Raw genomic sequence first — 25,166 nt, 5'->3', positions numbered from 1 at the left:
CCAACCGGGCGCGCCAGGGCTGATCGTCGCCATTCCGCAGCGTCCCGGCCCCACAAGACACACCCCCACCCGATTTGCACTGCTCCGAGGCGCATGCGGTTCTCCGCGGCGTCCGCGGAGCCGTGCGCGTTCGCATAACGAGTTCGCACAACAAGTTCGCACAACACGTTCGCATAACACCGAAGAGGAAATCGAGCCATGCCCAACCCTCGCCGCGGCCGCCCCGCGCTGACACCGCTGGCGCGCCAGCTGGCCCTGATCGTCGCCGTCGGCGGCGTCACGCCGGCGCTCGCGCAGAACGCCACGCCCACCGCCTCCGCTCCGGCCGCACCCGCCGCCACACCCGCCGCCACACCCGCCGCCGCACCCACCGCCACCGCGCAGGCCGAACTGCCGACCGTCCACGTCACCGCCGGCAGCGAGCCCGCCTATCGCGCCCGCGACGCCAGTACCGGCGCCCTCGGCGACAAGCCGCTGCAGGACACGCCGTTCTCGGTCTCGGTGGTGCCGCAGGAGCTGATCGAGAACCGCCAGGCGATCACGCTGGGCGACGTGTTCCGCGGCGATCCGTCGGTTGCGCCGATCGGCGACGGCTATATCGGCGAGTCGGCGGGTTTGACGATCCGCGGCCTGCATCTCGATCTGCTCGAGGGCTACAAGATCGACGGCCTCGCGATCCCGAACTGGGGCAGCGACGTGCCGCTCGAACACTTCGAACGCGTCGAGCTGCTCAAGGGCTTGGGGGGCTTCATGTACGGCTTCGGCGCGCCGGGCGGCATCGCCAACTTCGTCACCAAGCGTCCCACCTCGAAGTTCGCCGGCAACGCGACGCTCGGCTATGTCTCCGACGGCGTGCTGCGCGAGTCGATCGACGTCGGCGGCCGCTTCGGCGCCAACGACATGTTCGGCGCGCGCGTCGGCTTTGTGCACGAGGAAGGCGACACCTTCGTCGACGGCGGCCATATCAAGCGCGACTCCGCGTCGGTGGCGCTGGACGCCAGGCTGACCCGCAACCTGCGCTGGTCGCTCGACGGCCTGTACCAGCAGCGCAACGTCAAGGGCGCGTACTACGGCATCATCCCCGGCCAGGACTTCGGCGCGCCGGTGACCGAGTTCGTCAACACGCCCCGCACGCTCGACGGCAGCCAGCGCGTGGCGAGCAAGGGCACGTACTACGAGACCGAGATCAAGAGCATCGGCACGGAGCTGAACTGGGGCTTCGCCGACGACTGGAACCTGCGCACCTCGTACCGCTTCACGCAGCAGAACCGCGGCAACGCCGACAGCGCGATCCTGCTGCTGGACAACGCCGGCAACTACGCCGAGAACCAGTACAGCTCGTATTCGCGCTACCACTATCAGCACGCGCAGACGCTTGCGACCGGCAAGGTCCGCACCGGCAGCATCGAGCACGATATCGCCGCCGGCCTGTCGTGGCAGAGCCTGGTGCAGAACTGGGGCAGTTTTGCCGGCGGCGGCATCATCGGCTACGGCAATCTGTACGATCCGGGCCAATTCGTGCCGACCGGCCTGCCGCTGTCGCGCGTACCGTCGTCGGACGTGTTGTACCGCGCGTCGAAGATCGAGCAGAAGTCGGTCTTCTTCAGCGACACGATCAAGTTCAACGAGCAGTGGTCGGTGCTGGCCGGCCTGCGCTACACCCGCTACGACCAGACCGGCTACACGCCGGAGGGCGCGATCTCGAGCACGTACAGGAAGTCGCCGCTGACGCCGACCGTCGCGCTGATGTACAAGCCGGTGCAGCCGCTGACGCTGTACGGCAGCTATGTCGAATCGCTGGAAGCCGGTGGCTCCGCGCCGCTGACCGCGCGCAACGCGGGCGAGGTGTTCGGCCCGCTCAAGAGCCGCCAGTACGAGATCGGCGCCAAGGCCGAACTCGAGGACTGGACCATCCATGCGGCGTTGTTCCAGATCCAGCGCGGCCTGAACTACCTGCGCAACGACAACGTCTACACGCAGGATGGCGAGACCCGCTATCGCGGCATCGAACTGTCGGCGCGCGGCAAGCTCGCGCGCGACTGGACGCTGATGGGCGGCGTCACGATGCTCGATTCGGAGAATGTCGAGGCCTCGCCCGACGTGCTGGGCAAGCGCGCCTACAGCGCGCCGACCTTCAAGGCGACCGCGTATGTCGAGTACGCGGTGCCGCCCGTGCCGGGTCTGGTGCTGAGCGCCGGTGGACAGTACGTGTCCAAGATGGCGCTGGAGGCGAACAACAGCAACTGGGTGCCGGCGTACCACACCTTCGATGCGGGCATCCGCTATTCGACCAAGCTGGGCAAGACGCCCGCGGTGTTCCGGCTGGTGGTCGACAACCTGACCAACGAGAAATACTGGCTGCCCAGCTACGGCTTCATCCTGACCCAAGGCGCGCCGCGTACGGTGCGGGCCAGCGCGACGTTCAGCTTCTGACGTGGTGCCGTCGCGGCAGCAAGACGCAAGCTGAAACGAGAAAGGCGGACCGGTGGGTCCGCCTTGTTGTCGAGCTGGTCCTTGGCGAGCGTCGCGTCAGGCCCGGAAAACGTCCTCGATCACTTCCGCGCGCAGAAGCTGAATGCCCCAGCGCTCGAGTTCTTCAGGGGTCGCGATCTCGATCCGCTGCACGACGGACGCGTGCAGCGAGCCGAAGCGCTCGGCCAACTGCTTTTGCAGCATGCGGGCCTCCCCTTCCTGCCGAGCCTCCTCGCGGAGCTTGTGGGTGAAACGTTGAAGATTGGCACCTACCACTTGCATGTCGACCTCCATCAATTGAAACACCTGATCGGGTGTCAGGACGCTGCCCCGTTGGCCGCACGGCAGTGCCGCGAAGGTATTGGCGAACGCCAGCTTGAGTTTCGGCTCATGCCGCAAGCGCGTCCTGCATTCGATCATCAGCGACACGACAGTATCGTAATCGGCTGCCCGCTCAATGCGAAACAGCAGCGACGCTAGATTGTCATCGGGCAACTGCGCTTCGCTCAATCGGTTGATGTCCAGCAACGTATGTTGCTGGTGCAATTGACACGCTGCCAAGCCATTGGGCAGCGACACAACGACATCGCGGATGTTCGTACATGCGCTCCATGGCGTATCGCCGTTATACAGGACGATCGACAGCGCCGCGGGCACCCTGCGATCCGGCAACACCTGGCCCGCGCGAACAAGCTCCTGGTGCAGCAAAGCCGTATAGGTCGCCATGCGCGGCGCCATGTAGCGATCGATGGTGCTCTGGAATTCGAGCAGCACGTACAGGTGGCCCCATGGATCGCCGGCATCGACACGCCACACCATGTCGCTGGCACGCTGCCGCATGTTGTCGGCGACGTAGTTGCCGGAAACCCGTTCCAGCGTCGAGTAGTCCAGCGCGCGAAGCCAGTCGCTGCGAATGAATTCGCGCAAGAGGTCGCGCATCATTTCCGGCATGGCGAACAACAGCTTGTAGCCGGCGTCGTAGTCCCTGGCCATTGCTTCGTTCAGCGTTGTTGAGATGCCGCAAAGAATGCCTTTGCACGGGACCTCGTGCTGACGAAAAGATGTGCCGTACTTTAGGTTGCAGACGGGATGGGGCGAGCCAGCTTCGCCACGGCGTGATCCGGCTTCCGGACCCTGCATGCAACGGAACGAGGCCCGCTCAACCGACCAGCTTCGCCTCCATCGCCGCCTTCAGATCCGCGATCAGATCGCGCGTATCTTCGAGCCCGATATAGAGCCGCACCAGCTCTCCGGCATCCTGCCAGCCGGCGGGCGGCCAGCTGCCCGCCGGACGCATGGTGGGCACGTGGTATGGCACGGCCAGGCTGTGCGCCCCGCCCCACGACCAGCCGATCGAGAACAGCCGCAGCGCTTCAACGAAGGCATCGACCTGGGCGCGCGGATAGCGCGCGCGCAGCACCACCGCGAACAGGCCGCTGGCCCCCGAGAAATCGCGGCGCCAGAACACATGGCCGGGGCAGTCGGGCAAGGCCGGATGCAGGACTCTCGCCACCTCGGGCCGCTGCGCCAGCCACTCGGCGACCTCGCGCGCGGCGCGGTCATGGGCGGCGAGCCGCACCGGCATGCTCGGCAGCGAGCGCAGCACCAGGTAGCAGTCGTCGGCCGACACGCCCCAGCCCATCAGCATGCGCACGCGCGCGATGCGCTGGTAGAGCTTCTCGTCGCGGCACAGCACCGCGCCCATCAGCACGTCGCTGCCGCCGGACTGGTACTTGGTCAGCGCCTGCACGGACAGGTCGATGCCCTTGTCGAAGGGTCGGAAATAGATGCCGGCCGACCAGGTGTTATCGATCGCGGTCAGCACGCCGCGCGCCTTGGCGGCGGCGACGATCGCCTCGCTGTCTGGCACCTCCATCGTCACGGAGCCCGGTGCCTCCATCCAGATCAGCCGGGTATTGGGCTGGATCAGCTCGGCGATGCCGGCGCCGATCATCGGGTCGTATGGCCGCACCGTGATGCCGAAATCGCGCGCCAGCCATTCGCCGTGCTCGCGATTGGGACCGTAGACGTTGTACGGCACCAGCACGTCGTCACCGGCCTTCAACAATGCGAAATAGACCAGCGAGATGGCGCCGAGACCGGATGGCAGCAACAGCGCGTGGTTGGCTCCCTCCAGCATCGCCAGATGCTGGCACAGCGCCTCGCTGGTGGGGGTCGCGTGGATGCCGTAGCGCCAGTAGGTGGTCGCGCCGTCGCCATGCGCGCGCAACTCGGCGAGATTGCGGAACACCACGGTGGAGCCGCGCTGGGTCGGCTGGGAGAAGGAGGCGAAACCGGGAGGAACCTGCAGCGGCGGCTGCACCGCCAGCGTCTGCACGTAGCAGTCGGGCGTTGCGGAGGGATCGTGGTCGTTCGGGGAAGCGGCGTTCGTATCGGTCAGGGGACGGTCGGACACGGCGGATTCCTTGTCTGGCGAGTGCGGATAGAGTCTCCGAGCTTACCAGCAATGGCGGCCGCGCCGCCATGAAACGGGTGGCCGCTGCGCGGCCCTCCCCGCTTAAGCGCTTGCGCGCTCAGCGCTTCCGGTCTTCGACGATTCCCGAGCGTGGGGGCGGCGGCCCGTAGACCACGCCGCTATTGGGCGTCATGTCGATCGATGGCACCGCGACCACGCCGTCGGGGCCGACGTAGACAGGCATTTGCGCGCCGGAGGGATATGGCTGGGGCGGCGGCGTGGCAGGAACGGCGGGCATGCCGCGTGCGGCGTCGCGGTGGCGTTGCGCCGGCGCATGGCCGGTGCCGCTGCGATCGCCATTGCCGGCGCGAGCTGGCGACGCGGTCGACAGGACCGTGTCGCCTGCCGCGGCGGCCGGCACCGGCGAGACCAGCGTGGCCCCCGCCACGACCGCGCCGATCGCTGCAACGAAGCCTGCCCCGCGCCGCCGTTCCATGGTCAGATCCGCTCGAAGATCGCGGCGATGCCCTGGCCGCCGCCGATGCACATCGTCACCAGTGCATAGCGGCCTTGCACCCGCTGCAGTTCGTACAGCGCCTTGACCGTGATCAGCGCGCCGGTGGCGCCGATCGGGTGGCCCAGCGAAATGCCCGAGCCGTTCGGATTGACCTTCAACGGGTCCAGCCCCAGCGCCTTGTTGACCGCGCAGGCCTGCGCGGCGAACGCCTCGTTGGCCTCGATCACGTCCAGGTCCGACACCGACAAGCCGGCGCGCTCGAGCGCCTTGCGTGTGGCCGGCACCGGGCCGATGCCCATGGTCTTCGGGTCGACGCCGGCATGGCCGTACGACACCAGCCGCGCCAGCGGCTTCAGGCCGCGCCGCTCGGCGACGCTGCGCTCCATCAGCACGACCGCTGCGGCGCCGTCGTTCAGGCCCGACGCATTGCCGGCCGTCACGGTGCCGTTCTCCTTGACGAAGACCGGCTTGAGCTTGGACATGTCCTCGGCCTTGGCGTCGTGGCGCACATGCTCGTCGGTATCGAACACGACGTCGCCCTTGCGCGACTTCAGCGTGACGGGAAGGATCTGGTCCTTGAAGCGCCCTTCGCGGATCGCGGCCGACGCGCGGCGATGCGATTCCAGCGCGGCCTCGTCCTGCTGCGCGCGGCTGATGTCGTATTCGCGCGCGACGTTCTCGGCGGTCACGCCCATGTGGATCGAATGGAAGGGGTCGTGCAGCGCGCCGAGCATCATGTCGAGCAGCTTGGCGTCGCCCATGCGCGCGCCCCAGCGGGCAGCGGGCGCCAGATACGGCGCGCGGCTCATGCTTTCGGCGCCGCCGCCGATGGCGACATCGGCATCGCCCAGCATCACGGTCTGCGCCGCGCTGACGATGGCCTGCAGGCCCGAGCCGCACAGCCGGTTGACCGTCAGCGCCGGGGCGTCGATCGACACGCCGCCGTCCACCGCCGCCACGCGCGCCAGATACATGTCGCGCGGCTCGGTCTGAATCACGTTGCCGAACACCACGTGGCCGACCTCGTCGCCCTGCACGCTGGCGCGGGCCAACGCCTCGCGCACCACCATTGCGCCGAGCTCGGTCGGCGACAGGTCCTTGAGGCTGCCGCCGAAGGTTCCGATCGGGGTCCGTACGCCGCTGACCACCACCACTTCACGGGTCATGTCTGTCTCCATTGGGTAATGTTGCACCGCAAAGTATAGCCCTGCGGTCCATTTTCCGAACGATCGTACTTTTACCTAATGTCAGTGTGGCGATCGGTGCGGCGGCCGGCCCCGGCCGGCATGCCGGCAGCGTTACACCACCGCCTCGCCCCACAGATCGTGGCCGTCGGCGCCGGTAATGCGGACCGAGACGAACTCGCCGGTCTTGTAGCGCTGGTACGGCTTCGCGGGCGGATCGATATAGACCAGGCCGTCGATCTCGGGCGCATCGGCGGCCGAGCGGCCGATGCCGCCGTCCTGGTTGACTTCGTCGACCAGCACGCGCAGCGTCTGGCCGACCTTGCGCTGCAGGCGGCGGGCCGAGACCTCCTCGGCGACTTCCATGAAGCGCGCACGGCGCTCCTCGCGGACCTCGTCCGGCAGCGCGCCGGGCAGGTCGTTGGCGGTGGCACCCTCGACCGGCGAATAGGCAAAGCAGCCGACGCGATCCAGCTCGGCCTCGGCGATGAAGTCGAGCAGCGTCTGGAACTCGGCCTCGGTCTCGCCCGGGAAGCCGGCGATGAAGGTGCTGCGGATGGTCAGGTCCGGGCAGATCTCGCGCCAGGCGCGGATCCGCTCCATCGTCTTCTCGGCGTTGGCTGGGCGCTTCATCCGCTTGAGCACATCCGGATGCGCGTGCTGCAGCGGCACGTCCAGATACGGCAGCACATGGCCGTCGTTCATCAGCGGGATGATCTCGTCGACATGCGGATACGGATAGACGTAGTGCAGCCGCACCCAGGCACCGTACTCGCGCGCCAGTTCGCCCAGCGCGCCGACCAGTTCGGTCATCCGCGTCTTCAGCGGACGGCCGTTCCAGAAGCCGGTGCGGTACTTGACGTCGACGCCGTAGGCGCTGGTGTCCTGCGAGATCACCAGCAGTTCCTTGACGCCGGACTTGAACAGGTTCTCGGCCTCGAGCATCACCTCGGCGACCGGACGCGACACCAGGTCGCCGCGCATCGAGGGGATGATGCAGAACGAGCAGCGGTGATTGCAGCCCTCTGAAATCTTCAGGTAGGCGTAGTGCTTGGGCGTCAGCTTGATGCCGGCGGGCGGCACCAGATCGACGAAGGGGTCGTGCGGCTTGGGCAGGTGCGTGTGCACCGCCTGCATGACCTCACCCAGCGCATGGGGGCCGGTGACGGCCAGTACCTTCGGATGCACGCTGGTGACGATATCGTTGCCACCGGCGTCCTTCTTGGCGCCAAGGCAACCGGTGACGATGACCTTGCCGTTCTCGGTCAGCGCCTCGCCGATCGCGTCCAGGCTCTCCTGCACCGCCTCGTCGATAAAGCCGCAGGTATTGACGATCACCAGATCGGCACCGTCATAGGTGCCGCTGATGGCATAACCCTCGGCACGCAGCTGGGTGATGATCTGTTCGGAATCGACGAGGGCCTTGGGGCAACCGAGTGATACGAAGCCCACCTTCGGCGTGGTGGCGGCCGCGCCAGTGACGGCGCCGGCGGGAGACGAGGACGGAGAGGACGACTGAGACGACATGGATTTCGCGGTGTGGGGGGCCGCGCCTTCTGGTGGCGCGCGCGGTCTTGGGCCGCGACCTGCCATCCCGAAGACGGCCGTGGCGGCGGAACGACCGCGATTCTACCCCGAGACCACCGCGTCGGCAGGCGGGCGCTCTGGCCCGCCGCGAGTGCAGTTCAACGACAGGCGGCGTTCAGCCCTGGCCGGTCTTCTTGTTGTTGTCCGGCTGGTTGAACGGGAAATTGCCGAACATGTTCTTGGCCTGGTTCTGCATCTGCTCCTGCATCTGCACGAACAGGTTCTTGCTCTGCTCGATGTAGTTGCTCATCATGCCCTGCATCATCGGCGCCTGCATGTTCATGAATTGCGACCACATGTCCGGGCTGAAGGCTTCGCCCGAATACAGACCCTTCGAGTTCTCGGCCAGCTTGTTCTGGATGTCGATGAAGGCCTGGATGTTCTTCTCCAGGTAGGTGCCCATCATGCCCTGCATCGCGTGGCCATAGAAACGGATGATCTGCGACAGCATCGCGCTGGAGAACATCGGCACGCCACCGGTTTCTTCCTCGAGGATGATTTGCAGCAGGATGCTGCGGGTCAGTTCGTCGCCCGACTTGGCGTCGACGACCTTGAACTCCTCGTTGTCCATCACGAGCTGCTTGACATCGGCCAGGGTGATATAGGTGCTGGTCTGCGTGTCGTAGAGCCGGCGATTGGGATATTTCTTGATCAGTCGCTCTGCGCCTTTCTTGGTGGTGGCCATCGGTGCTCTATCCTTTTGTAGTCCGCTGCCGGTGCGCTGACGCCGCGGCCCGTGCTCGTGCGGCACGGTCGATCGGTTCGCTGTTGCACCGCATGCCGTGCGGTGCGCAATCCGGCAACGCTTGCGGCGCGGGGCCGATCCGCCGGCCAAGGCGCGATCCGCGTCGTATTTCTCGATGTCCCAAATTGGTGCCGGCGGCGTTGATGCCCTGATTCTATGCTTAACAAGGCACTGTGAAAAGGCGCGGGCGCTAAGGAAAACCCGCAAGCAAACGCGCGAAATCGCCGGGTAAAAGCGGGAAAAACGAAGTATCGGCGCGCGACGCGAGCGGGCGCCGGCACCGTGCTGCGGCGCGTCCAACGCAGCGCAGCACCGCCCGGCGCCATGTCGGCGTCGGGCGGGCAGCGGGCCGGAGCGGTGCCGGCCCGCTCGGTCAGCCCATGTGCAGGCCGCCGTTCAGCGAGAAGTCGGCACCGGTGGCAAAGCCGGATTCCTCCGACGCGAGCCAGGCGCAGATCGAGGCGATCTCCTCCGGCTGGCCCAGGCGCTTGACAGGGATCGTGCCGACGATCTTGTCGAGCACGTCCTGACGGATCGCCTTGACCATGTCGGTGGCGATATAGCCGGGCGACACCGTGTTGACCGTCACGCCCTTGGTCGCGACTTCCTGCGCCAGCGCCATCGTGAAGCCGTGCAGGCCGGCCTTCGCCGTCGAGTAGTTGGTCTGGCCGAACTGCCCCTTCTGCCCGTTGACCGACGAGATATTGATGATCCGGCCCCAGCCGCGATCCGCCATGCCGTCGATCACCTGCTTGGTGACATTGAACAGCGAGGTCAGGTTGGTGTCGATCACCGCGTCCCAGTCGGCGCGCGTCATCTTGCGGAACACCACGTCGCGCGTGATGCCCGCATTGTTGATCAGCACGTCGACCTCGCCGACCTCCGCCTTGACCTTGTCGAACGCCGCCTTGGTCGAATCCCAGTCGGCCACGTTGCCCTCGGAGGCAATGAAGTCGAAGCCGAGCGCCTTCTGCTGTTCCAGCCAGCGCTCACGGCGCGGCGAGTTGGGGCCGCAGCCCGCGATCACGCGAAAGCCGTCCTTGGCCAGGCGCTGGCAGATCGCGGTGCCGATGCCGCCCATGCCGCCCGTTACGTATGCAATGCGCTGAGTCATATCCACTCCTGATCAGATTCTTGTTATCGACGCCGGCGCGCCGGTCGGACGGCGCCATGCCGTCCGCATTGAAACCGCGCGTGCCGGCCCACCCCTCCTCACCGTTCCACGGCGAGCGCCACCCCCATGCCGCCGCCGATGCACAGCGACGCCAGGCCCTTCTTCGCATCGCGCCGCTTCATTTCGTGCAGCAGCGTCACCAGAATGCGGCAGCCCGATGCGCCGATCGGATGGCCGATCGCGATCGCGCCGCCATTGACGTTGACCTTGTCGGTGTCCCAGCCCATCTGCTTGTGCACTGCCAGCGCTTGCGCGGCGAACGCCTCGTTGATCTCCATCAGGTCCAGGTCCTGCACGCTCCAGCCGGCGCGCGACAGGCAGCGCTGCGAGGCCGGCACCGGGCCCATGCCCATGACCTTCGGATCGACGCCGGCGTTGGCGAACGCGCGGATCGTGGCGAGCGGAGTCAGTCCCAGCTCGCGCGCCTTGGCGGCCGACATCACCACCACGGCGGCGGCGCCATCGTTGATGCCCGAGGCATTGGCCGCGGTCACGGTGCCTGCCTTGTCGAAGGCCGGCTTCAGGCCGGCGATGCTCTGGAGCGTCGCGCCGTGGCGAACGAACTCGTCGGTGGCGAACGCCACCGGTTCACCCTTGCGCTGCGGGATCATCACCGGAACGATTTCCTCGTCGAAGCGCCCGGCCTTCTGCGCGGCCTCGGCCTTGTTCTGCGAGCTGACCGCGAACTCGTCCTGCGCCTCGCGCGAGATACCGTATTCCTTGGCGACGTTCTCGGCGGTGATGCCCATGTGGTACTGGTTATAGACGTCCCACAGGCCGTCGACGATCATCGTGTCGATCAGCTTGGCATCGCCCATGCGGAAGCCGTCGCGCGAGCCGGGCAGTACGTGCGGCGCCGCGCTCATGTTCTCCTGGCCGCCGGCCACGACGATCTCGGCATCGCCGGAGGCGATCGCATTGGCGGCCAGCATCACGGCCTTCAGGCCCGAACCGCACACCTTGTTGATCGTCATCGCCGGAACCATATGCGGCAATCCGGCCTTGATCGCGGCCTGGCGCGCGGGGTTCTGGCCCGAGCCGGCGGTCAGCACCTGGCCCATGATCACTTCGCTGACCTGCTCCGGCTTGACGCCGGCGCGCTCGAGCGCGGCCTTGATGACGATGGCGCCCAGCTCGGGGGCCGGCACCTTGGCCAGCGAGCCGCCGAATTTGCCTACCGCGGTGCGCGCGGCCGATACGATCACAACGTCAGTCATGTTCAGTCCTCTCAATGGAATGCGGATACTGCGGATTCAGGTTGTCGATGCGGATGTCGATGCGAGGGTGCGGAAGAGGCAGCGGCCGGGTCGGTCTCCCATGAAGGGTTCGCCTTCGGTGACGGTTGAGCTCGTTGGCAGCCCGGCGCTCTCCCCCCTCTCGCGTTGCCCCGGTTGTCTAAGCCTTGGCCTTGACGTAGCGGCCAGGCGCCGGCTCGATGGCCGGAAAGTCGCGGCTGCCGTACTGCGTCGGTGCCGCCTTTTTCGCGCCGGCGTGCTTGCCGAGCCAGGCAAACCAGTCCGGCCACCAGCTGCCGGGCGCCTCCGTCGCGCCGGCCAGCCAGTCGTTCGGGCTGTCGGGCAGGTCTTCGTTGAGCCAGTGGCTGCGCTTATTCTTCGCCGGCGGATTGATGACGCCGGCGATATGCCCGGACGCGCCCAGCACGAAGCGCAGGTCATTGGACAACAGCCGCGTCGACGCATACGCCGCGGTCCACGGCACGATATGGTCCTCGCGCGAGCCGTACAGATAGGTCGGCACGTCGATCTTGCCGAGGTCGACCGGCACGCCGCAGACGGTCAGCTTGCCGGGCACCTTCAGTTCGTCCTGCAGATAGGTGTGGCGCAGATACCAGCAATACCAGGGTCCCGGCAGATTGGTCGCGTCGCCGTTCCAGAACAGCAGGTCGAACGGCACCGGCGTGTTGCCCTTCAGATAGTTGTCGACCACGTAGTTCCAGACCAGGTCGTTCGGCCGCAGGAACGAGAACGTGTTGGCCAGCTCGATGCCGCGCAGCAACGCGCAGGGCGCACCAGCCGCGCCGCCGAGCGTGGCTTCGCGCAACTGCACGTGGGCTTCGTCGACGAAGACGTCGAGCACGCCGGTGTCGGAGAAATCGAGCAGCGTGGTCAGCAGCGTCAGGCTCTGCGCCGGACGTTCGCCGCGCCCTGCCATTACCGCCAGCGCGGTCGACACGATCGTGCCGCCCACGCAGAAGCCCAGCACATTGATGCGCGGCTGCCCGCTGATCGCGCGCGCGACCTCGATCGCGCGGATCGCACCGTGCTCGATATAGTCGTCCCAGGTACGCGCCGCCATGCTCGCATCCGGATTGCGCCACGACACCAGGAACACGGTATGGCCCTGCTCGACGATGTGGCGGACCAGCGAGCTCTCCGGCTGCAGGTCGAGGATGTAGTACTTGTTGATGCACGGCGGCACCATCAACAGCGGCCGTGCATGGACCTTGGCGGTCAGCGGCTTGTACTGCAACAACTGGAAGTATTCGTTCTCGTAGACCACCGCGCCCTCGGTGACCGCGACATTGCGGCCCACTTCGAAGGCCGACTCGTCGGTCTGCGAGATCTTGCCGCGCGTCAGGTCCTCGAGCATGTTGCGCAGCCCCGCGCGCAACGATTCGCCGTTCGATTCGATCAGGCGCCGCTGCGCCTCCGGGTTGGTCGCGAGGAAATTGGCCGGCGACATCGCATCGACCCACTGCGTCACCGCGAAGCGGATGCGCTGCCGCGTCTTCGCATCGGCCTCGACGGCATCGGCCATCTCGCTCATCGCGCGCGCGGTCAGCAGATAGAAGGCCGCGGCGTAGCGATACGGCGCGTTGCTGCGCCAGGCATCGCCGGCGAAGCGCCGGTCGGTCAGCTGCACCTGCTGCTGGTCGCCGGCCGCCATCGCGCGCCACAGGTCGGTGAAACCCTGCATGAAGCGCTGCTGGATCTCGGCGAGCTGCGCCGGGGCAATCTTGATGCCGGGAAATGCAGCGCCGGGGAATCCGGCACCAGGAAAGGCGCCGCCGGGAAAGCCGCCCAACGCCGCGAACGCTTCCGCGCCCGGCATGCCGCCGGCCGCGCGGCCATTGGCCTGGACCTGCCTGGACCACTCCAGCCATGTCGCTGGATCGAATGGCCCCGGCGTCGATGAAAACGGTGTGGTCTTTTCTTCCTGTCCGGAAGCTGCCGCGCCTTTGCCGGTCGCCATGATGTCGTGTCTCTCTGCCGTCTGATGGTAAGCCGGCCCGGAACGCGTTCAGCGATTCGCTCCGGGAGAACCGGCACGCGTCGCGCTCCTCCGGCCACGGAGCGCGTGCGGTATGCTTGCCGAATGACGGCCAGCGCGCTTTCCACGGCATACCGTGGTGCGGGGCGCTGCGGGCCGCACAGTGACTCGCCGTCCGGGGCATTGTTGCCTTGCAACGATGACGCTGTCAATGCGGGAAACGTCTTGACGCAAAGGCGCTGCGCGACCGCCGAGTTCGGCCGCGGCAGTGTCCACGAAGAGGATGAAATTCCGATGTATATCGTCGCGATCGGCTGGCTCTACGTCGCGCTGATGATGGCCATTACCGAACACACGGTGGTGGCGGCGATCGCCACCTTCCTGCTGTATGGCGTCGGGCCGGTCGCGTTGCTGCTCTACATTCTCGGCACGCCGGGACGCCGCAAGCGGCGGCGGGCCGCCGAACAGGCAGAAGAACAAGCGGCACGGCAGGCGAAGGCAGCAACGCCGCCGGACGGCGGCGCTGCATGAAGCCAAATGTCATGTCGTTCGGACAATAGAGCAGCAGAACCGCCTCGCCGCCCTGCCACTTGGCTCACCGCTTATCTTTCCTTCGCGGCCGGCTCCAGCCAGACCAGGCTCGCCATCCGCCCGGTCACGCCATCGCGCCGGTACGAATAGAAGCGCTGCGGATCGCTGACCGTGCAGGCATCGCCGCCATGGACGTCGACACAACCTGCGCGCGCGAGCCGGGTGCGGGCCAGCGCGTACAGGTCGGCGAGGTACTTCCCGGCCGCGGCCGGCCGGAACGCTCGCACGACGGCATCGTGCTCGTGCGGCAGGGCCTGCTCGAGAAATGCCGCACGGACTTCGGCGCCGACCTCGAACGCATCCGGGCCGATCGCCGGACCCAGCCATGCAAGCCATTGCGGTGGCGATCCCGCGTCCTTGCGTTGCGCGTCCATGCGGGCCAGCGTGGCCTCGATCACGCCGGCACACAGGCCGCGCCAGCCTGCGTGCGCGGCACCGACCACCGTGCCCACGCGATCGCACAGCAGCACCGGCAGGCAGTCCGCCGTCATCACCGCGCAGACCTGCCCCGGCGTGGCGGTGATGCTGGCATCGGCGCGCGGCGGCACACCGTTCGCCAAGCGATCGACATCCTCGACGTCATCGGCACCGTCGGTCCCCTCGTCAGTCACCACCGCGCAGCCGTGCACCTGCTCCAGCCATCTGGGCGCCGACGGCAGCCAGGACTGCAGGCGCCGCCGGTTCTGCGCGACCGCTTCGGCATCGTCGCCAACATGAGTACCGAGATTGAGCCCGCCGGGGCTGCCGTCGGCAAGACCATACGGACCGCGGCTGACGCCGCCGATGCGCGTCGTCGACAGCGCCCGTACCCGCGCCGGCGCGGGCCAGTCGGGTACCAGCTGCGAGAGCCTGCCGGCATCAACGTTGGTCATCGTCATCGTCGTCATCGCCCTCGTAAAGGATGGCGCCATCCCATGCCTCACCGTCGCCATCGTCCTCATCGTCGTAGCGATCGCGCTCTTCCAGCGTGGTGAACTCCAGCGCGTCGATCAACGCCTGCAGGTCGTCCGGGGCCGGCGCGCGCCACGACATCGCCTTGCCGGTGACCGGATGCACCAGACCGAGCCGATAGGCATGCAGCGCCTGGCGTTCGAACGGCACCGGCAACGGCGCCTTGATGGCCGGACGCTGGCCGCGCTGGGTAGCGCGGTGATAGACCGGGTCGCCCAGCAGCGGATGGCCGATCGATTCGAAATGCACGCGGATCTGATGCGTGCGGCCGGTCTCGAGCTGGCACATCACCATCGACACGCAACCGCGTCCGAGCGGCGCCACGCCCAGCGTGCGGAAATGCGTGCGCGAAGGCTTGCCGCTGGCGGTATGGACCACGCCCATCCGGGTACGCTCGCGCGGATCGCGGCCGATCGGCGCATCGATGGTGCCCTCGTCGGGGGCCTCGCCCCACACCAGCGCCAGGTAGGTCCGCTTGACGGTGCGCGCCTGCAGCTGCCGCACCAGATCGGTCTGCGCCGTCAGCGTGCGCGCCACCACCATCAGGCCCGAGGTCTCCTTGTCGAGCCGGTGGACGATGCCCGCCCGTGGCAGTGTCGCCGCGGCCGGGTCGCGATGCAGCAGTCCGTTGAGCACGGTGCCGCTCCAGTTGCCGGCGGCGGGATGCACGACCAGGCCGGCCGGCTTGTCGATGACCAGCAGCGCGGCGTCTTCGTAGACGACCTGCAGCGGCACCGGCTCGGGCGTGAAGGCCAGCGTTTCGGGCGCGGCCTGCGGCCTGACCTCGATGCGCTGCCCCATCTGCACGCTGTCGCGCGGCCGGCGTACGGCACCGTCGACGGTCACGGCGCCGCTGTCGATCCACTGCTGGATGCGGCTGCGCGAGAATTCGCTGAACTGCCGCGCCAGTAATTTATCGAGGCGTTCTCCGTGTGCGGCGCTGTCGACTTCCAGCACCAGCGGGACCATGTCGGCGCCGCTTTCCGCCTCGACAAGTGCGGCCGCGGGCAGCTCGTCGAAATCCTCCAGCTCGGTTTCCACCGCCGCATCGCGTGCGGGCTGGCCGTCGAAGGCCATTTGCGGGCTGGCGACCGAGGGGCTTGGGCTATAATGCTTGACGCTTTTTTTCATCCGGAATAGGTTGCCCATGCAATCGATGAGCATGAGACGCGCCAGTTGGCGCGCAAGATTTGGAGCGATTCTGCTCGCGGGCGGCTGCGTCATGCTGTCGGCATGCGGCCTGCTCTCGGAACAACCCGACGAAACCGCGGGTTGGTCAGCCAACAAATTATATTCGGAAGCCAAGGACGCCCTCGACAGCGGCGACTATCCGCGCGCGGTCAAGCTGTACGAAAAGCTCGAGGGCCGCTACCCGTTCGGCCGCTTCGCGCAGCAGGCGCAGATCGATACGGCCTACGCGAACTACAAGGACGGCGAGACCGCCGCGGCGCTGGCCTCGGTCGACCGCTTCATCCAGCTGCACCCGAACCATCCGTCGGTCGATTACGCCTACTACCTGAAGGGCCTGATCAACTTCAACGACAACCTGGGCTGGCTCGGCCGCTTCTCGGGCCAGGACCTGAGCGAGCGCGATCCGAAGGCGGCACGCGCGGCCTACGACGCGTTCCATACGCTGGTCACGCGCTTCCCCGAGAGCCGCTACACGCCGGACGCCGCGGCGCGGATGCAGTACATCGTCAACTCGCTGGCCCAGCACGAGGTCCACGCGGCGCGCTACTACTATCGCCGCGGCGCCTATCTGGCGGCGGTCAACCGCGCGCAGCAGGCCCTGAAGGAATACGATGGCGCGCCGGCCAACGAAGAGGCGCTGTACATCATGATCCGTTCGTACGAGGCGCTCGGCATGAAGGACCTGCGCGACGACACGGCGCGCGTGATGGAGATGAACTTCCCCAACAGCGACTTCATGAAGTACGGCGAGCGCCGCGAGAAGGACAAGCCGTGGTGGAAGCTGTTCTGATGCCACTGCGACAGGCATAGGAAGCATAAGAAAAGCCCGGTTCGATCTACCGAACCGGGCTTTTTGTTTTGGCGGCTTGTTTTGGCGGCTTGTTTGGCAGCGATCGCGGGCCCACCGGACCGCTGTCGCGCTACGCCTTCTTCAACCCTTCCAGAAACGCCACCACCGTGTCCCGCTCGCGCGTGCGCTTGAACGGAGGCAAGCTTTGCCAGATCTGCCGTCCATAGGGCTTCTCGACCAGCCGCGTGTCGCAGATCACCAGCACGCCGCGGTCGGTCTCGGAGCGGATCAGCCGGCCGGCGCCCTGCTTCAGCGTGATCACCGCATGCGGCAGCTGGTGCACGGCGAACGGGCTCAGGCCCTTCTTCTGCAGCGCCTCCATCCGCGCGGCCAACACCGGATCGTCGGGCGGCGCGAACGGCAGCTTGTCGATCACCACCAGCGACAACGCTTCGCCGCGCACATCGACGCCCTCCCAGAAGCTCTGGCTGCCGACCAGCACCGCGTTGCCCAGCTCGCGGAAGCGATCGAGCAGTTCGGTACGGCTGGCCTGGCCCTGCACCAGAATCGGCAGCTGCAGCCCGCGCTCGGCGAACGCCTCGTACAGCAGATCGGAGGCGCGCTGCACCGCGCGCAGCGTGGTGCAAAGCACGAAGGTACGCCCGCCGGCCGCCTCGATCAGCGGCAAGGCGGCCGCCACCACCGCGTCGGTGAACTGTGGCGACTGGGGCGCCGGCAGGTCGCGCGGCACGTACAGCAGGCCCTGCTCGCCGTAATCGAAGGGGCTGGGCAGCGACAGCGAGCGGTCCTTGTCGAGCCCCAGCTGCGCGGCATAGTGGCCGAAATTGCCTTTGACCGACAGCGTCGCCGACGTGAAGATCCACGCGCGCGGATGTCCCGCACGCTGGCGCGAGAAGATCGGCGCGATCGACAGCGGCGTGCGGTGCAGCTGCACGGTATGCGAGAACACTTCGACCCAGCGCACCGTTTCGGGCGGATGGAATGAGGGCGCGGTGTCGGCGGACACGGCGCCCGCCGACTCGGCGCTCGCCTCGCCGGACTCCGACAACGCCGCCAGCGCGGGCTGCGCTGCCTCGGCGCCGGCGCCACCGGCATCGACCGCCGGCTGCGGCGCCGCATTGTCGTCGCGCCAGGCCGCCAGCCGCTGCGCCAGTTCCTGCGCGCGCCGATGGCACTGCTCCAGCGATTCGGCGCGCTCGGCCTGCCCCTGCAGCAGCGCGACCACGTCGCTCAACGCCTTCTCCAGCGCATCGAGCGTGTCGAAGAACGGCTCGCCGATGCGCGCATCGGCCTCGATCTGTCCCAGCGCCAGGCGGACGTTGTCCTTGCCGAAGGCCAGCCGCAGGTCGCGCGTGGCGCGCTCGAACGGCGCGACGATGCCAACCCAGTCGGCCGCATCGCGCGCGTGCGACAGGCCCTCGGCCACCGTATCGCGCGCCAGCTCCAGCAACTGGCTGGTCGACAGGCTGTCGCCGAAGAACAGCGTCGCGGTCTCCGGCAGCTGGTGCGCCTCGTCGAAGATCACCGTATTCGCCGCTGGCAGCAGCTCGGCCATGCCGGTATCGCGCAGCACCACGTCGGCGAAGAACAGATGATGGTTGACCACCACCAGGTCGGCCTGCTGCGCTTCCTTGCGCGCCCGCATCACGAAGCATTCCTTGTGGTGCGGGCATTCGGTTCCCAGGCAGTTGTCGCGGGTTGAGGTCACCAGCTGCCATACCGGCGCGTTCTCGGGCACGCTGGCGAGCTCGGCCTTGTCGCCGGACGACGTGGTCTTGGCGAAGTTCGCGATCTCGCGCAGCCACGCCGCGTCCTGCTTGGACGCCAGCCGCCCGTTCATCTGCGCGCGCTCCATGTGGTAGTGGCAGACGTAGTTGGCGCGGCCCTTGAGCAGCGCGACCGAGACCGGCACATTGAGCGCGCGGCGCACGGTCGGGATGTCGCGCAGGAACAGCTGGTCCTGCAGGTTCTTGGTGCCGGTCGACAGGATCACCTTGCCGCCCCACAGCATCGCCGGTACCAGATAGGCAAAGGTCTTGCCGGTACCGGTGCCCGCCTCGACGATTACCGTGTCGTTCGCCTCGATCGCATCGGCCACCGCGGCGGCCATCTTCGCCTGCGCATCGCGCGGCCGGTAGCCGTGGATGGCCTGCGCCAGCGTGCCGCTCGGCGCGAAGATGCGCGCCAGCGCCGCGGCGCGCGCGTCAGCGGCGTCCGGCTGGATGGCGGGACCGGCGGCATCGTCGCCGGGATGGGAAAGATCGGAATCGGACAAGGCTGGCAGGAATTCGGTGCGCCACCGGCGGTGGCCGGCGGCGCTGGCGTGGCGGCCCGCGGCATCGCGGACCGGGACATCAGGCGGGAACGTCGGGTTCGAGCTGCAGCTGCAGCAGCGTGATGGCGTCCTTCAGCTTCAGCCGGCGCTTCTTGAGCCGGCGCAATTGCAGTTCATCGTGGCTGGCCTCGGCGGACAGCCGGTCGATCAGATAGTCCAGATCGCGGTGCTCGATCTGCAGCTCGATGATCTGGCGTGCGACGGTGTTCAGATCGCGGTCCATCGTCCATTGGCCTCCCCCACCGGCGACGTCCATCATCAGAAGCCGAACGGCCGCGGCGACTCGCCGCTGCCCTGCTTTTCCTTGGCCTTGGCGCGGCGCTCCTCGACCTCGCGCTGGCGCTGGATCGCCTGCTGCTGCTTGGCCTCGTACGCCTTGACGTTCTCGGCGCGCTGGCGGGCCTGCTCGGCGCCGCGTTCGCGCGCCTCGCGCATCCGCGCGTCGTAGTCGGCCTGCTTCTGCTGGTATTCGGCGGCATTGGCGGCACGTTGGGGCGCCTCGGCCTGGCGCTGCGCGTCGCGCAGCTTCTGCTCCTGCTGCTTGCGCTCGAACTCGGCGCGGTTGGCCTGTTCCTCGGCCGCGCGCTGCGGCTGGCTGGCCTCGTACTCGGCCTGGCGCAGCGCCTGCTCGCGATCGCGCTTCGCGGCCTTGAAGGCACGCTCGGCCTCGCCGATCTCCAGTTCGCGCTCCCGCAGCACGGCCAGCTCGGTGCGCTGGGTTTCCTTGGCGCGCTCGATGCAGTTGGTGACGAAGAACTTGTCGTAGCAGGCGCGCTCGGCGGTGGCGAAGCGGTAGTGGGTCCAGGCCCGGGAATCGGCCACGGCCTTGCGCTCCGCATCGAAGTCGCGCGGCGGCTGCAGGTCGGCGGAGCCCGAGGTGGCCGCGGCCGGGGCGGCAGCCGCGCCCTGCGCCAGCGCCGCGGGCAGCGGCACGGTCAGGCACGCCAGCGCCAGCGTCAGCGCCAGCATCGGGCCCCTGGCCGGCCCGGCGGCGACCGTCGTTGCCGCGCGATCGGCGGCCGGAAAACTTGCCGGCAAAGCGGCCCGTTGTGGCTTGAGGTTCATGGGCGGATTCTACCATCGGGGCATGCCGCCGCGCCCACGCGCGGCCCGTGTGTGGCCTGTCCGTCAAGGCGATTCAGAATCGAACCCGTACGTACCGCATGCCGGGGGAAGCGCCCGTTGCTTGTGGCAAAATGCCCCGCTTTCGACTGAGTGTTTCTTCGATGTCCAACCTGCCAGCTTCCGTCACGCAAAAGATCGTGTCGCTCATCGCGGCCGAGCTGTCCGTCCAACCCCGCCAGGTGGCGGCGGCCGTCGAACTGCTCGACGAAGGCGCCACCGTGCCGTTCATCGCGCGCTACCGCAAGGAAGTCACCGGCAACCTCGACGACACGCAGCTGCGCACGCTCGAGGAACGGCTACTGTACCTGCGCGACATGGAGGAACGCCGCACCGCGATCCTGGCCTCGATCGAGGAACAAGGCAAGCTGACCCCCGAGCTGCGCACCGCGATCGAAGCGGCGGTCACCAAGCAGGCGCTGGAAGACCTGTACCTGCCCTACAAGCCCAAGCGCCGCACCCGCGCCCAGATCGCGCGCGAATGCGGGCTGGAGCCGCTGGCGCACGCGCTGCTGGCCGACCCGACGCTGGATCCCCAGGCCGAGGCGGCCAGGTACGTCAACGGCACGCCCACCGCCGACGGCGGCGTGCCCGACGTCAAGGCCGCGCTGGATGGCGCGCGCGACATCCTGTCGGAGCAGTTCGGCGAGACCGCCGAGCTGCTGGGCAAGCTGCGCGAGCATCTGTGGTCCAACGGCGTGGTCACCTCGTCGGTGGTCGATGGCAAGGAAACCGCCGAGGAAGAGAAGTTCCGCGACTACTACAACTACAGCGAGACCATCCGCACGATCCCGTCGCACCGCGCGCTGGCGCTGTTCCGCGGCCGCAATGCCGGCGTGCTGATGATCAAGCTCGGCCTGGGCGAGGAACAGGACGCGCTGGTGCCGCACCCGTGCGAGGCGATGATCGCGCGCCATGTCGGCATCCAGAACCTGAACCGCCCGGCCGACAAGTGGCTGGGCGACGTCTGCCGCTGGTGCTGGCGCGTCAAGGTGCAGCCGCATCTGGAGACCGAGCTGCTGACGCAGTTGCGCGAGAGCGCGGAAGGCGAGGCCATCAAGATCTTCGGCCGCAATCTGCACGAACTGCTGCTGGCCGCGCCGGCCGGCCCGAAGGCGGTGATGGGCATCGACCCGGGCATCCGCACCGGCTGCAAGATCGCGGTGGTCGATGCCACCGGCAAGCTGCTGGAGACCGCGACGATCTACCCGCACGAGCCGCGCCGCGACTGGAACGGCTCGCTGGCCACGCTGGCGCGCCTGGCCAAGCAGCACGGCGTCTCGCTGGTGTCGATCGGCAACGGCACCGCCAGCCGCGAAACCGACAAGCTGGTGCAGGACCTGATGCGCCAGGCGCCCGAACTGAAGCTGACCAAGATCGTCGTCAGCGAAGCTGGCGCCTCGGTCTATTCCGCCTCGGAGCTGGCGGCCAAGGAATTCCCCGAGCTGGACGTGTCGCTGCGCGGCGCGGTCTCGATCGCGCGCCGGCTGCAGGATCCGCTGGCCGAACTGGTCAAGATCGATCCGAAATCGATCGGCGTCGGCCAGTACCAGCACGACGTCAACCAGCGCGAGCTGGCGCGCACGCTCGATGCGGTGGTCGAGGACTGCGTGAACGCCGTGGGCGTCGACGTCAATACCGCGTCCGTGCCGCTGCTGGCGCGCGTGTCGGGCCTGAACAGCGTGCTGGCGCGCAATATCGTCGAGTTCCGCGATGCCAATGGCGCGTTCCCCAATCGCGACGCGCTGAAGAAGGTGCCGCGCCTCGGCGACAAGACCTTCGAGCAGGCGGCGGGCTTCCTGCGCATCAATGACGGCGACAATCCGCTGGACCGCTCGTCGGTCCACCCGGAGGCCTACCCGGTCGTCAAGCGCATCCTCGACCATATCAAGAAGGACCTGCGCGACGTGATGGGCAATCGCGACGCGCTGCGCGGCCTGTCGCCGACGCAGTTCACCGACGACACCTTCGGCCTGCCGACCGTGCGCGACATCCTCAGCGAACTGGAAAAGCCGGGCCGCGACCCGCGTCCGGAATTCAAGACGGCGACCTTCCAGGATGGCGTCGAGGACATCAAGGACCTGCAGCCCGGCATGGTGCTCGAGGGCGTGGTGACCAACGTCGCCGCCTTCGGCGCCTTCGTCGATATCGGCGTGCACCAGGACGGCCTGGTCCATATCTCGGCGCTGTCGAACAAGTTCGTCAAGGACGCGCACGAGGTCGTCAAGGCCGGCCAGATCGTCAAGGTCAAGGTGATGGAAGTCGACGTCAAGCGCAACCGCATCGGCCTGTCGATGCGCCTGGACGACGAGCCCGGCCAGAGCGGCAATCGCGCGGCCGGCGGCGAGCGCCAGGAGCGCGGCGGCAATCGCCCGAGCCGCGGCTTCCAGGGCGGCGGCCGGCGCGAAGCCGAACCGGCCGGCGCGATGGCGGCGGCGTTTGCCAAGCTGAAGCGGTAAGCAGAGACCGGCGCGACCCGGGGCGGCCGCAGTGCCGCCCCGGTGCCGCCCGCCATCGAGCGGGATCTCAAAGCCCGCGTTGGTTTTTCGATATCCCCCTGGCTGGTACGGTCGAGACTTCCGGCACGCGTTACGGCGGCAAGCCGGCCGACGTCGTGCACCATTGCCAGGAGGAATCGACGCATGCAGGCAGCCCGCAGTCTTGCCTCGTCCGCGCCCGCGCGGCCTACTTCGAACCATCCCGAACCGGCCGCTGCCAGCGGCATGCGGGAGTCGCCGCACGCCTCGGATGCAGGCGACGGGATGCCCGCCATCTCGCCCTTGCGCCCGCAAGCCGATGCACAGCCCGGACAGCCCGGCCAGACACTGCTGGCTCGGTGGCTGTCATGGAGCCGTCGGCACCTCGGCCAGGTGGCGACGTGGCGGGCCATGGATGCCGCCGCCTGGTCGGTTCGCGGCCCCAGCCCCGCGGCGCGCGCCTGGCCCCGCGGGCTCGGTTTCGCGGCATTGCCTGAACCCATCGTGATGCAATTGGCCGGTTATCTCGGCCCGCGGGACATCAGCGCGCTGTCTCGCGTGGAGCCGCATTGCCGTCGCCTGCTGGCACCGATGGCGTTCCGGCACGGTATCGACGTGCGCAGCGATCGTGCGGTGACACCATCGAACCTCGATGCGGTATTGCACGACAGCGTTCGCCTGCTGCCCGGGCCCCGCGCCGAGGTTCTGGCACGGCTGGGCCGATCGATTTGCCGGATGCCGCCCGCGCTGTGGCTGTCCGCCGCCGGTTCGCTGCTCGGCGCGGTGGAGCGTCTGCCGGAGGCGGCGCGGCCCGCACCGCTCGGCATGGTGGCGCTCGTGATGCTGGCGTGCGACGACTTGCCCCCGTCATGCGCCCTGGAGTCGCGCAGGCAGCTGTATCGACGTGTGCAGGACGCGCTGATGGACCTGCCCGTGTCATTGCGGGTGGATGCCCTGTCAGTCGTGATGCGCGACCTCCCGTCGCAGCGAATGGCCGAGCCCCCGGTCAACCACTGTCTGGCCGCGATGGTGGCGTCCACTTTGGAGGTGGAACAAATCTGGACGCTGCGCAGCGCGGCACGGCGGACATTCGAAGCGCCGCCGGCCTTTCGGCACGCCGACAATGCCTTGCGCCGCGCCATCGCGGCGTTGTCGGCCGATACGCCCGAGGCATTGCTGATCGCGTTCGCCATGCCGACGCGAGCGATGCAGACGCAGACCGTCACGCAGCACTACGAACGCTTCATCGAGTTCGCCGCCTCCCACGAGGGATCGTCAGCCGCGCTCGGTCATATCGCCGCTGCACAGCTGCTGCCGTTGCTACCGCCGGAGGACTGCCTGGTGGGCTGGCATGGCGCGATCTACAAGCTCGGCGAACTGCCGCCCGATTTGCATTGCTGGCTGCTGGAGGCGCTGGCTGACGCACTTCCCGGACTCCCACCAGAATTGCAGGCGGATTACTGGCTGACCCTGTATACCCTGGCCATGGTCCACCTGCGGTCATCCGGCGAGCGCTACATCGTCCTGCGGCAGCTTTGTCGGGTCCAGAACGGGATCGTCGGCGAGCACAACATCGATCTCGTGACCACGCTGATCGACGCTAGCGCCGTGCAAGCGCTGCCGTTCCGTCTCATTCTGCTGCCCCTGGCACTGGTGTCCGGCGAGCCGAGGGTGCAGGCGTGGAATACGGTCCTGGACCATGCCGAGGCGCTTGAACCTGAACAGCGCAATCAGGTGCTGCCGGCACTCGCGTTGACACTGGACAGGGCGCCCGACTGCGGCGCCGCATGGGACGCGATTCTCGCCATGACGCTTGAACTGCCTGTCCACGAACAAGGCGCGGCCCTGTCGGCCCTGGCGAATGCCATGGCTCACCTGCCCCGTGAGCAGGTGGATTCGGCGCTGGATCGCCTGCTGGAAGCCGCCGGCCGCTTGCCTCGCCGGGACCGCATCGACCTGCTGGCGCTGCTATCGCGGCTGGTGGTCGACAGCGGGCTGTGGCAGCAGGTATTTCGCGCGATCCAGGCGCTGCCGCGCCTGGATCGACCGTTGCCGCTGTCCAGTCTGGCTGACAATATCGAACGGCTGCACACGGCAACGGAGATGACGGCGGCCTGGCAACGGATATGGGAGGCCACGCTGGCGTTGCATCCCAACGATCGACTGCTGCCGTTGATGGCGCTCGATTCGACCCGGAACAGGCTGCCGGCGCGGGGCGGCTGGCTGGCGGATTGGCAATGGAAACGCCAAACGGCGGCGTTGCCGCGGACGGACGCGATCTGGCTGGACGGGTCCGCCTTTCGTGCCCGCCCGTAGCCGGCGGCACCGTCCGCGGCAGAACCGCACGCATGGGCGGCCCACA

At 67.8% G+C, this 25,166-nt stretch carries 19 protein-coding genes; 5 read left to right on the top strand and 14 right to left on the bottom strand.

Annotation, left to right across the window (positions count from 1 at the left end; genetic code table 11):
- Positions 1-198: 198 nt before the first annotated feature.
- Complete coding sequence (locus tag M1D55_RS16170) at positions 199-2,433, top strand: TonB-dependent siderophore receptor (protein ID WP_456282591.1); 2,235 nt, start codon at positions 199-201, stop codon at positions 2,431-2,433.
- Between the two features lie 96 nt (positions 2,434-2,529).
- Here M1D55_RS16170 and M1D55_RS16165 read toward each other — a convergent pair whose 3' ends face one another.
- The 9 genes from M1D55_RS16165 to phaC all read right to left on the bottom strand — a co-directional run bounded on the left by M1D55_RS16165 (position 2,530) and on the right by phaC (position 13,308).
- Positions 2,530-3,465, bottom strand: a complete 936-nt coding sequence (locus tag M1D55_RS16165; RefSeq protein WP_456282590.1) for an Rpn family recombination-promoting nuclease/putative transposase — start codon at positions 3,463-3,465, stop codon at positions 2,530-2,532.
- 166 nt (positions 3,466-3,631) lie between these two features.
- Positions 3,632-4,873, bottom strand: a complete 1,242-nt coding sequence (locus M1D55_RS16160; protein ID WP_456282718.1) for a cystathionine beta-lyase — start codon at positions 4,871-4,873, stop codon at positions 3,632-3,634.
- Positions 4,874-5,006: 133 nt separating this feature from the next.
- On the bottom strand, positions 5,007-5,384 hold the full coding sequence (locus tag M1D55_RS16155) for a hypothetical protein (protein WP_456282589.1): 378 nt from the start codon (positions 5,382-5,384) through the stop codon (positions 5,007-5,009).
- A 2-nt stretch (positions 5,385-5,386) separates the two neighbouring features.
- The gene (gene bktB / locus M1D55_RS16150; RefSeq protein WP_456282588.1) at positions 5,387-6,571 is read right to left on the bottom strand and encodes a beta-ketothiolase BktB; all 1,185 of its coding nucleotides are present in this window, start codon (positions 6,569-6,571) and stop codon (positions 5,387-5,389) included.
- Positions 6,572-6,703: 132 nt separating this feature from the next.
- Positions 6,704-8,116, bottom strand: a complete 1,413-nt coding sequence (gene rimO / locus M1D55_RS16145; protein ID WP_456282587.1) for a 30S ribosomal protein S12 methylthiotransferase RimO — start codon at positions 8,114-8,116, stop codon at positions 6,704-6,706.
- 175 nt (positions 8,117-8,291) lie between these two features.
- Entirely contained in the window at positions 8,292-8,861 is a 570-nt protein-coding gene (gene phaR, locus M1D55_RS16140) for a polyhydroxyalkanoate synthesis repressor PhaR (protein WP_023264416.1), read from the bottom strand.
- Positions 8,862-9,294: 433 nt separating this feature from the next.
- Entirely contained in the window at positions 9,295-10,035 is a 741-nt protein-coding gene (locus tag M1D55_RS16135; protein ID WP_006577377.1) for a 3-ketoacyl-ACP reductase, read from the bottom strand.
- A gap of 98 nt (positions 10,036-10,133) precedes the next feature.
- Positions 10,134-11,312 (bottom strand): acetyl-CoA C-acetyltransferase, encoded by a 1,179-nt coding sequence (locus tag M1D55_RS16130; RefSeq protein WP_456282586.1) that lies wholly within the window; start codon positions 11,310-11,312, stop codon positions 10,134-10,136.
- A 178-nt stretch (positions 11,313-11,490) separates the two neighbouring features.
- Positions 11,491-13,308, bottom strand: coding sequence for a class I poly(R)-hydroxyalkanoic acid synthase (gene phaC / locus M1D55_RS16125; protein WP_456282585.1), 1,818 nt, complete (start codon positions 13,306-13,308; stop codon positions 11,491-11,493).
- A gap of 312 nt (positions 13,309-13,620) precedes the next feature.
- Here phaC and M1D55_RS16120 point away from each other — a divergent pair, with 312 nt between their 5' ends.
- Positions 13,621-13,857: a hypothetical protein gene (locus tag M1D55_RS16120; protein ID WP_006577374.1), complete on the top strand. Its 237-nt coding sequence runs from the start codon at positions 13,621-13,623 to the stop codon at positions 13,855-13,857.
- Between the two features lie 71 nt (positions 13,858-13,928).
- Here M1D55_RS16120 and pgeF read toward each other — a convergent pair whose 3' ends face one another.
- Together pgeF and M1D55_RS16110 are read right to left on the bottom strand one after the other, a co-directional pair.
- Positions 13,929-14,789, bottom strand: a complete 861-nt coding sequence (pgeF, locus tag M1D55_RS16115) for a peptidoglycan editing factor PgeF (RefSeq protein WP_456282584.1) — start codon at positions 14,787-14,789, stop codon at positions 13,929-13,931.
- Positions 14,776-15,999 (bottom strand): RluA family pseudouridine synthase, encoded by a 1,224-nt coding sequence (locus M1D55_RS16110; RefSeq protein ID WP_456282583.1) that lies wholly within the window; start codon positions 15,997-15,999, stop codon positions 14,776-14,778. The genes pgeF and M1D55_RS16110 overlap by 14 nt, the downstream gene beginning before the upstream one ends.
- A gap of 16 nt (positions 16,000-16,015) precedes the next feature.
- On the opposite strand from M1D55_RS16110, the gene M1D55_RS16105 reads away from it, so the two are divergent.
- Positions 16,016-16,849, top strand: coding sequence for an outer membrane protein assembly factor BamD (locus M1D55_RS16105; protein WP_023263940.1), 834 nt, complete (start codon positions 16,016-16,018; stop codon positions 16,847-16,849).
- Positions 16,850-16,979: 130 nt separating this feature from the next.
- Here M1D55_RS16105 and M1D55_RS16100 read toward each other — a convergent pair whose 3' ends face one another.
- The 3 genes from M1D55_RS16100 to M1D55_RS16090 form a co-directional block, all read right to left on the bottom strand.
- Positions 16,980-19,154 carry an ATP-dependent DNA helicase gene (locus M1D55_RS16100; RefSeq protein WP_456282717.1) on the bottom strand — a complete coding sequence of 725 codons (2,175 nt, stop codon included), beginning with the start codon at positions 19,152-19,154 and terminating at the stop codon, positions 16,980-16,982.
- 70 nt (positions 19,155-19,224) lie between these two features.
- Positions 19,225-19,428, bottom strand: a complete 204-nt coding sequence (locus M1D55_RS16095; RefSeq protein WP_006580152.1) for a DUF465 domain-containing protein — start codon at positions 19,426-19,428, stop codon at positions 19,225-19,227.
- Between the two features lie 35 nt (positions 19,429-19,463).
- Positions 19,464-20,270, bottom strand: a complete 807-nt coding sequence (locus M1D55_RS16090; protein ID WP_456282582.1) for a hypothetical protein — start codon at positions 20,268-20,270, stop codon at positions 19,464-19,466.
- Positions 20,271-20,431: 161 nt separating this feature from the next.
- Here M1D55_RS16090 and M1D55_RS16085 point away from each other — a divergent pair, with 161 nt between their 5' ends.
- Both M1D55_RS16085 and M1D55_RS16080 read left to right on the top strand, forming a co-directional pair.
- Positions 20,432-22,786 carry a Tex family protein gene (locus tag M1D55_RS16085; RefSeq protein WP_456282581.1) on the top strand — a complete coding sequence of 785 codons (2,355 nt, stop codon included), beginning with the start codon at positions 20,432-20,434 and terminating at the stop codon, positions 22,784-22,786.
- 183 nt (positions 22,787-22,969) lie between these two features.
- Positions 22,970-25,120 (top strand): hypothetical protein, encoded by a 2,151-nt coding sequence (locus M1D55_RS16080; protein ID WP_456282580.1) that lies wholly within the window; start codon positions 22,970-22,972, stop codon positions 25,118-25,120.
- Positions 25,121-25,166 lie beyond the last annotated feature (46 nt).

This window comes from Cupriavidus sp. JZ107 (assembly GCF_053903255.1).
This window is presented reverse-complemented; position numbering and strand designations above follow the sequence as displayed.

Coding starts and splice junctions, on each gene's coding strand:
- M1D55_RS16170 (WP_456282591.1), top strand. CDS start 199: ATGCCCAACCCTCGCCGCGGCCGCCCCGCGCTGACACCGCTGGCGCGC.
- M1D55_RS16165 (WP_456282590.1), bottom strand. CDS start 3,465: ATGGCCAGGGACTACGACGCCGGCTACAAGCTGTTGTTCGCCATGCCG.
- M1D55_RS16155 (WP_456282589.1), bottom strand. CDS start 5,384: ATGGAACGGCGGCGCGGGGCAGGCTTCGTTGCAGCGATCGGCGCGGTC.
- bktB (WP_456282588.1), bottom strand. CDS start 6,571: ATGACCCGTGAAGTGGTGGTGGTCAGCGGCGTACGGACCCCGATCGGA.
- rimO (WP_456282587.1), bottom strand. CDS start 8,116: ATGTCGTCTCAGTCGTCCTCTCCGTCCTCGTCTCCCGCCGGCGCCGTC.
- phaR (WP_023264416.1), bottom strand. CDS start 8,861: ATGGCCACCACCAAGAAAGGCGCAGAGCGACTGATCAAGAAATATCCC.
- M1D55_RS16135 (WP_006577377.1), bottom strand. CDS start 10,035: ATGACTCAGCGCATTGCATACGTAACGGGCGGCATGGGCGGCATCGGC.
- M1D55_RS16130 (WP_456282586.1), bottom strand. CDS start 11,312: ATGACTGACGTTGTGATCGTATCGGCCGCGCGCACCGCGGTAGGCAAA.
- phaC (WP_456282585.1), bottom strand. CDS start 13,308: ATGGCGACCGGCAAAGGCGCGGCAGCTTCCGGACAGGAAGAAAAGACC.
- M1D55_RS16120 (WP_006577374.1), top strand. CDS start 13,621: ATGTATATCGTCGCGATCGGCTGGCTCTACGTCGCGCTGATGATGGCC.
- pgeF (WP_456282584.1), bottom strand. CDS start 14,789: ATGACCAACGTTGATGCCGGCAGGCTCTCGCAGCTGGTACCCGACTGG.
- M1D55_RS16110 (WP_456282583.1), bottom strand. CDS start 15,999: ATGAAAAAAAGCGTCAAGCATTATAGCCCAAGCCCCTCGGTCGCCAGC.
- M1D55_RS16105 (WP_023263940.1), top strand. CDS start 16,016: ATGCAATCGATGAGCATGAGACGCGCCAGTTGGCGCGCAAGATTTGGA.
- M1D55_RS16095 (WP_006580152.1), bottom strand. CDS start 19,428: ATGGACCGCGATCTGAACACCGTCGCACGCCAGATCATCGAGCTGCAG.
- M1D55_RS16090 (WP_456282582.1), bottom strand. CDS start 20,270: ATGAACCTCAAGCCACAACGGGCCGCTTTGCCGGCAAGTTTTCCGGCC.
- M1D55_RS16085 (WP_456282581.1), top strand. CDS start 20,432: ATGTCCAACCTGCCAGCTTCCGTCACGCAAAAGATCGTGTCGCTCATC.
- M1D55_RS16080 (WP_456282580.1), top strand. CDS start 22,970: ATGCAGGCAGCCCGCAGTCTTGCCTCGTCCGCGCCCGCGCGGCCTACT.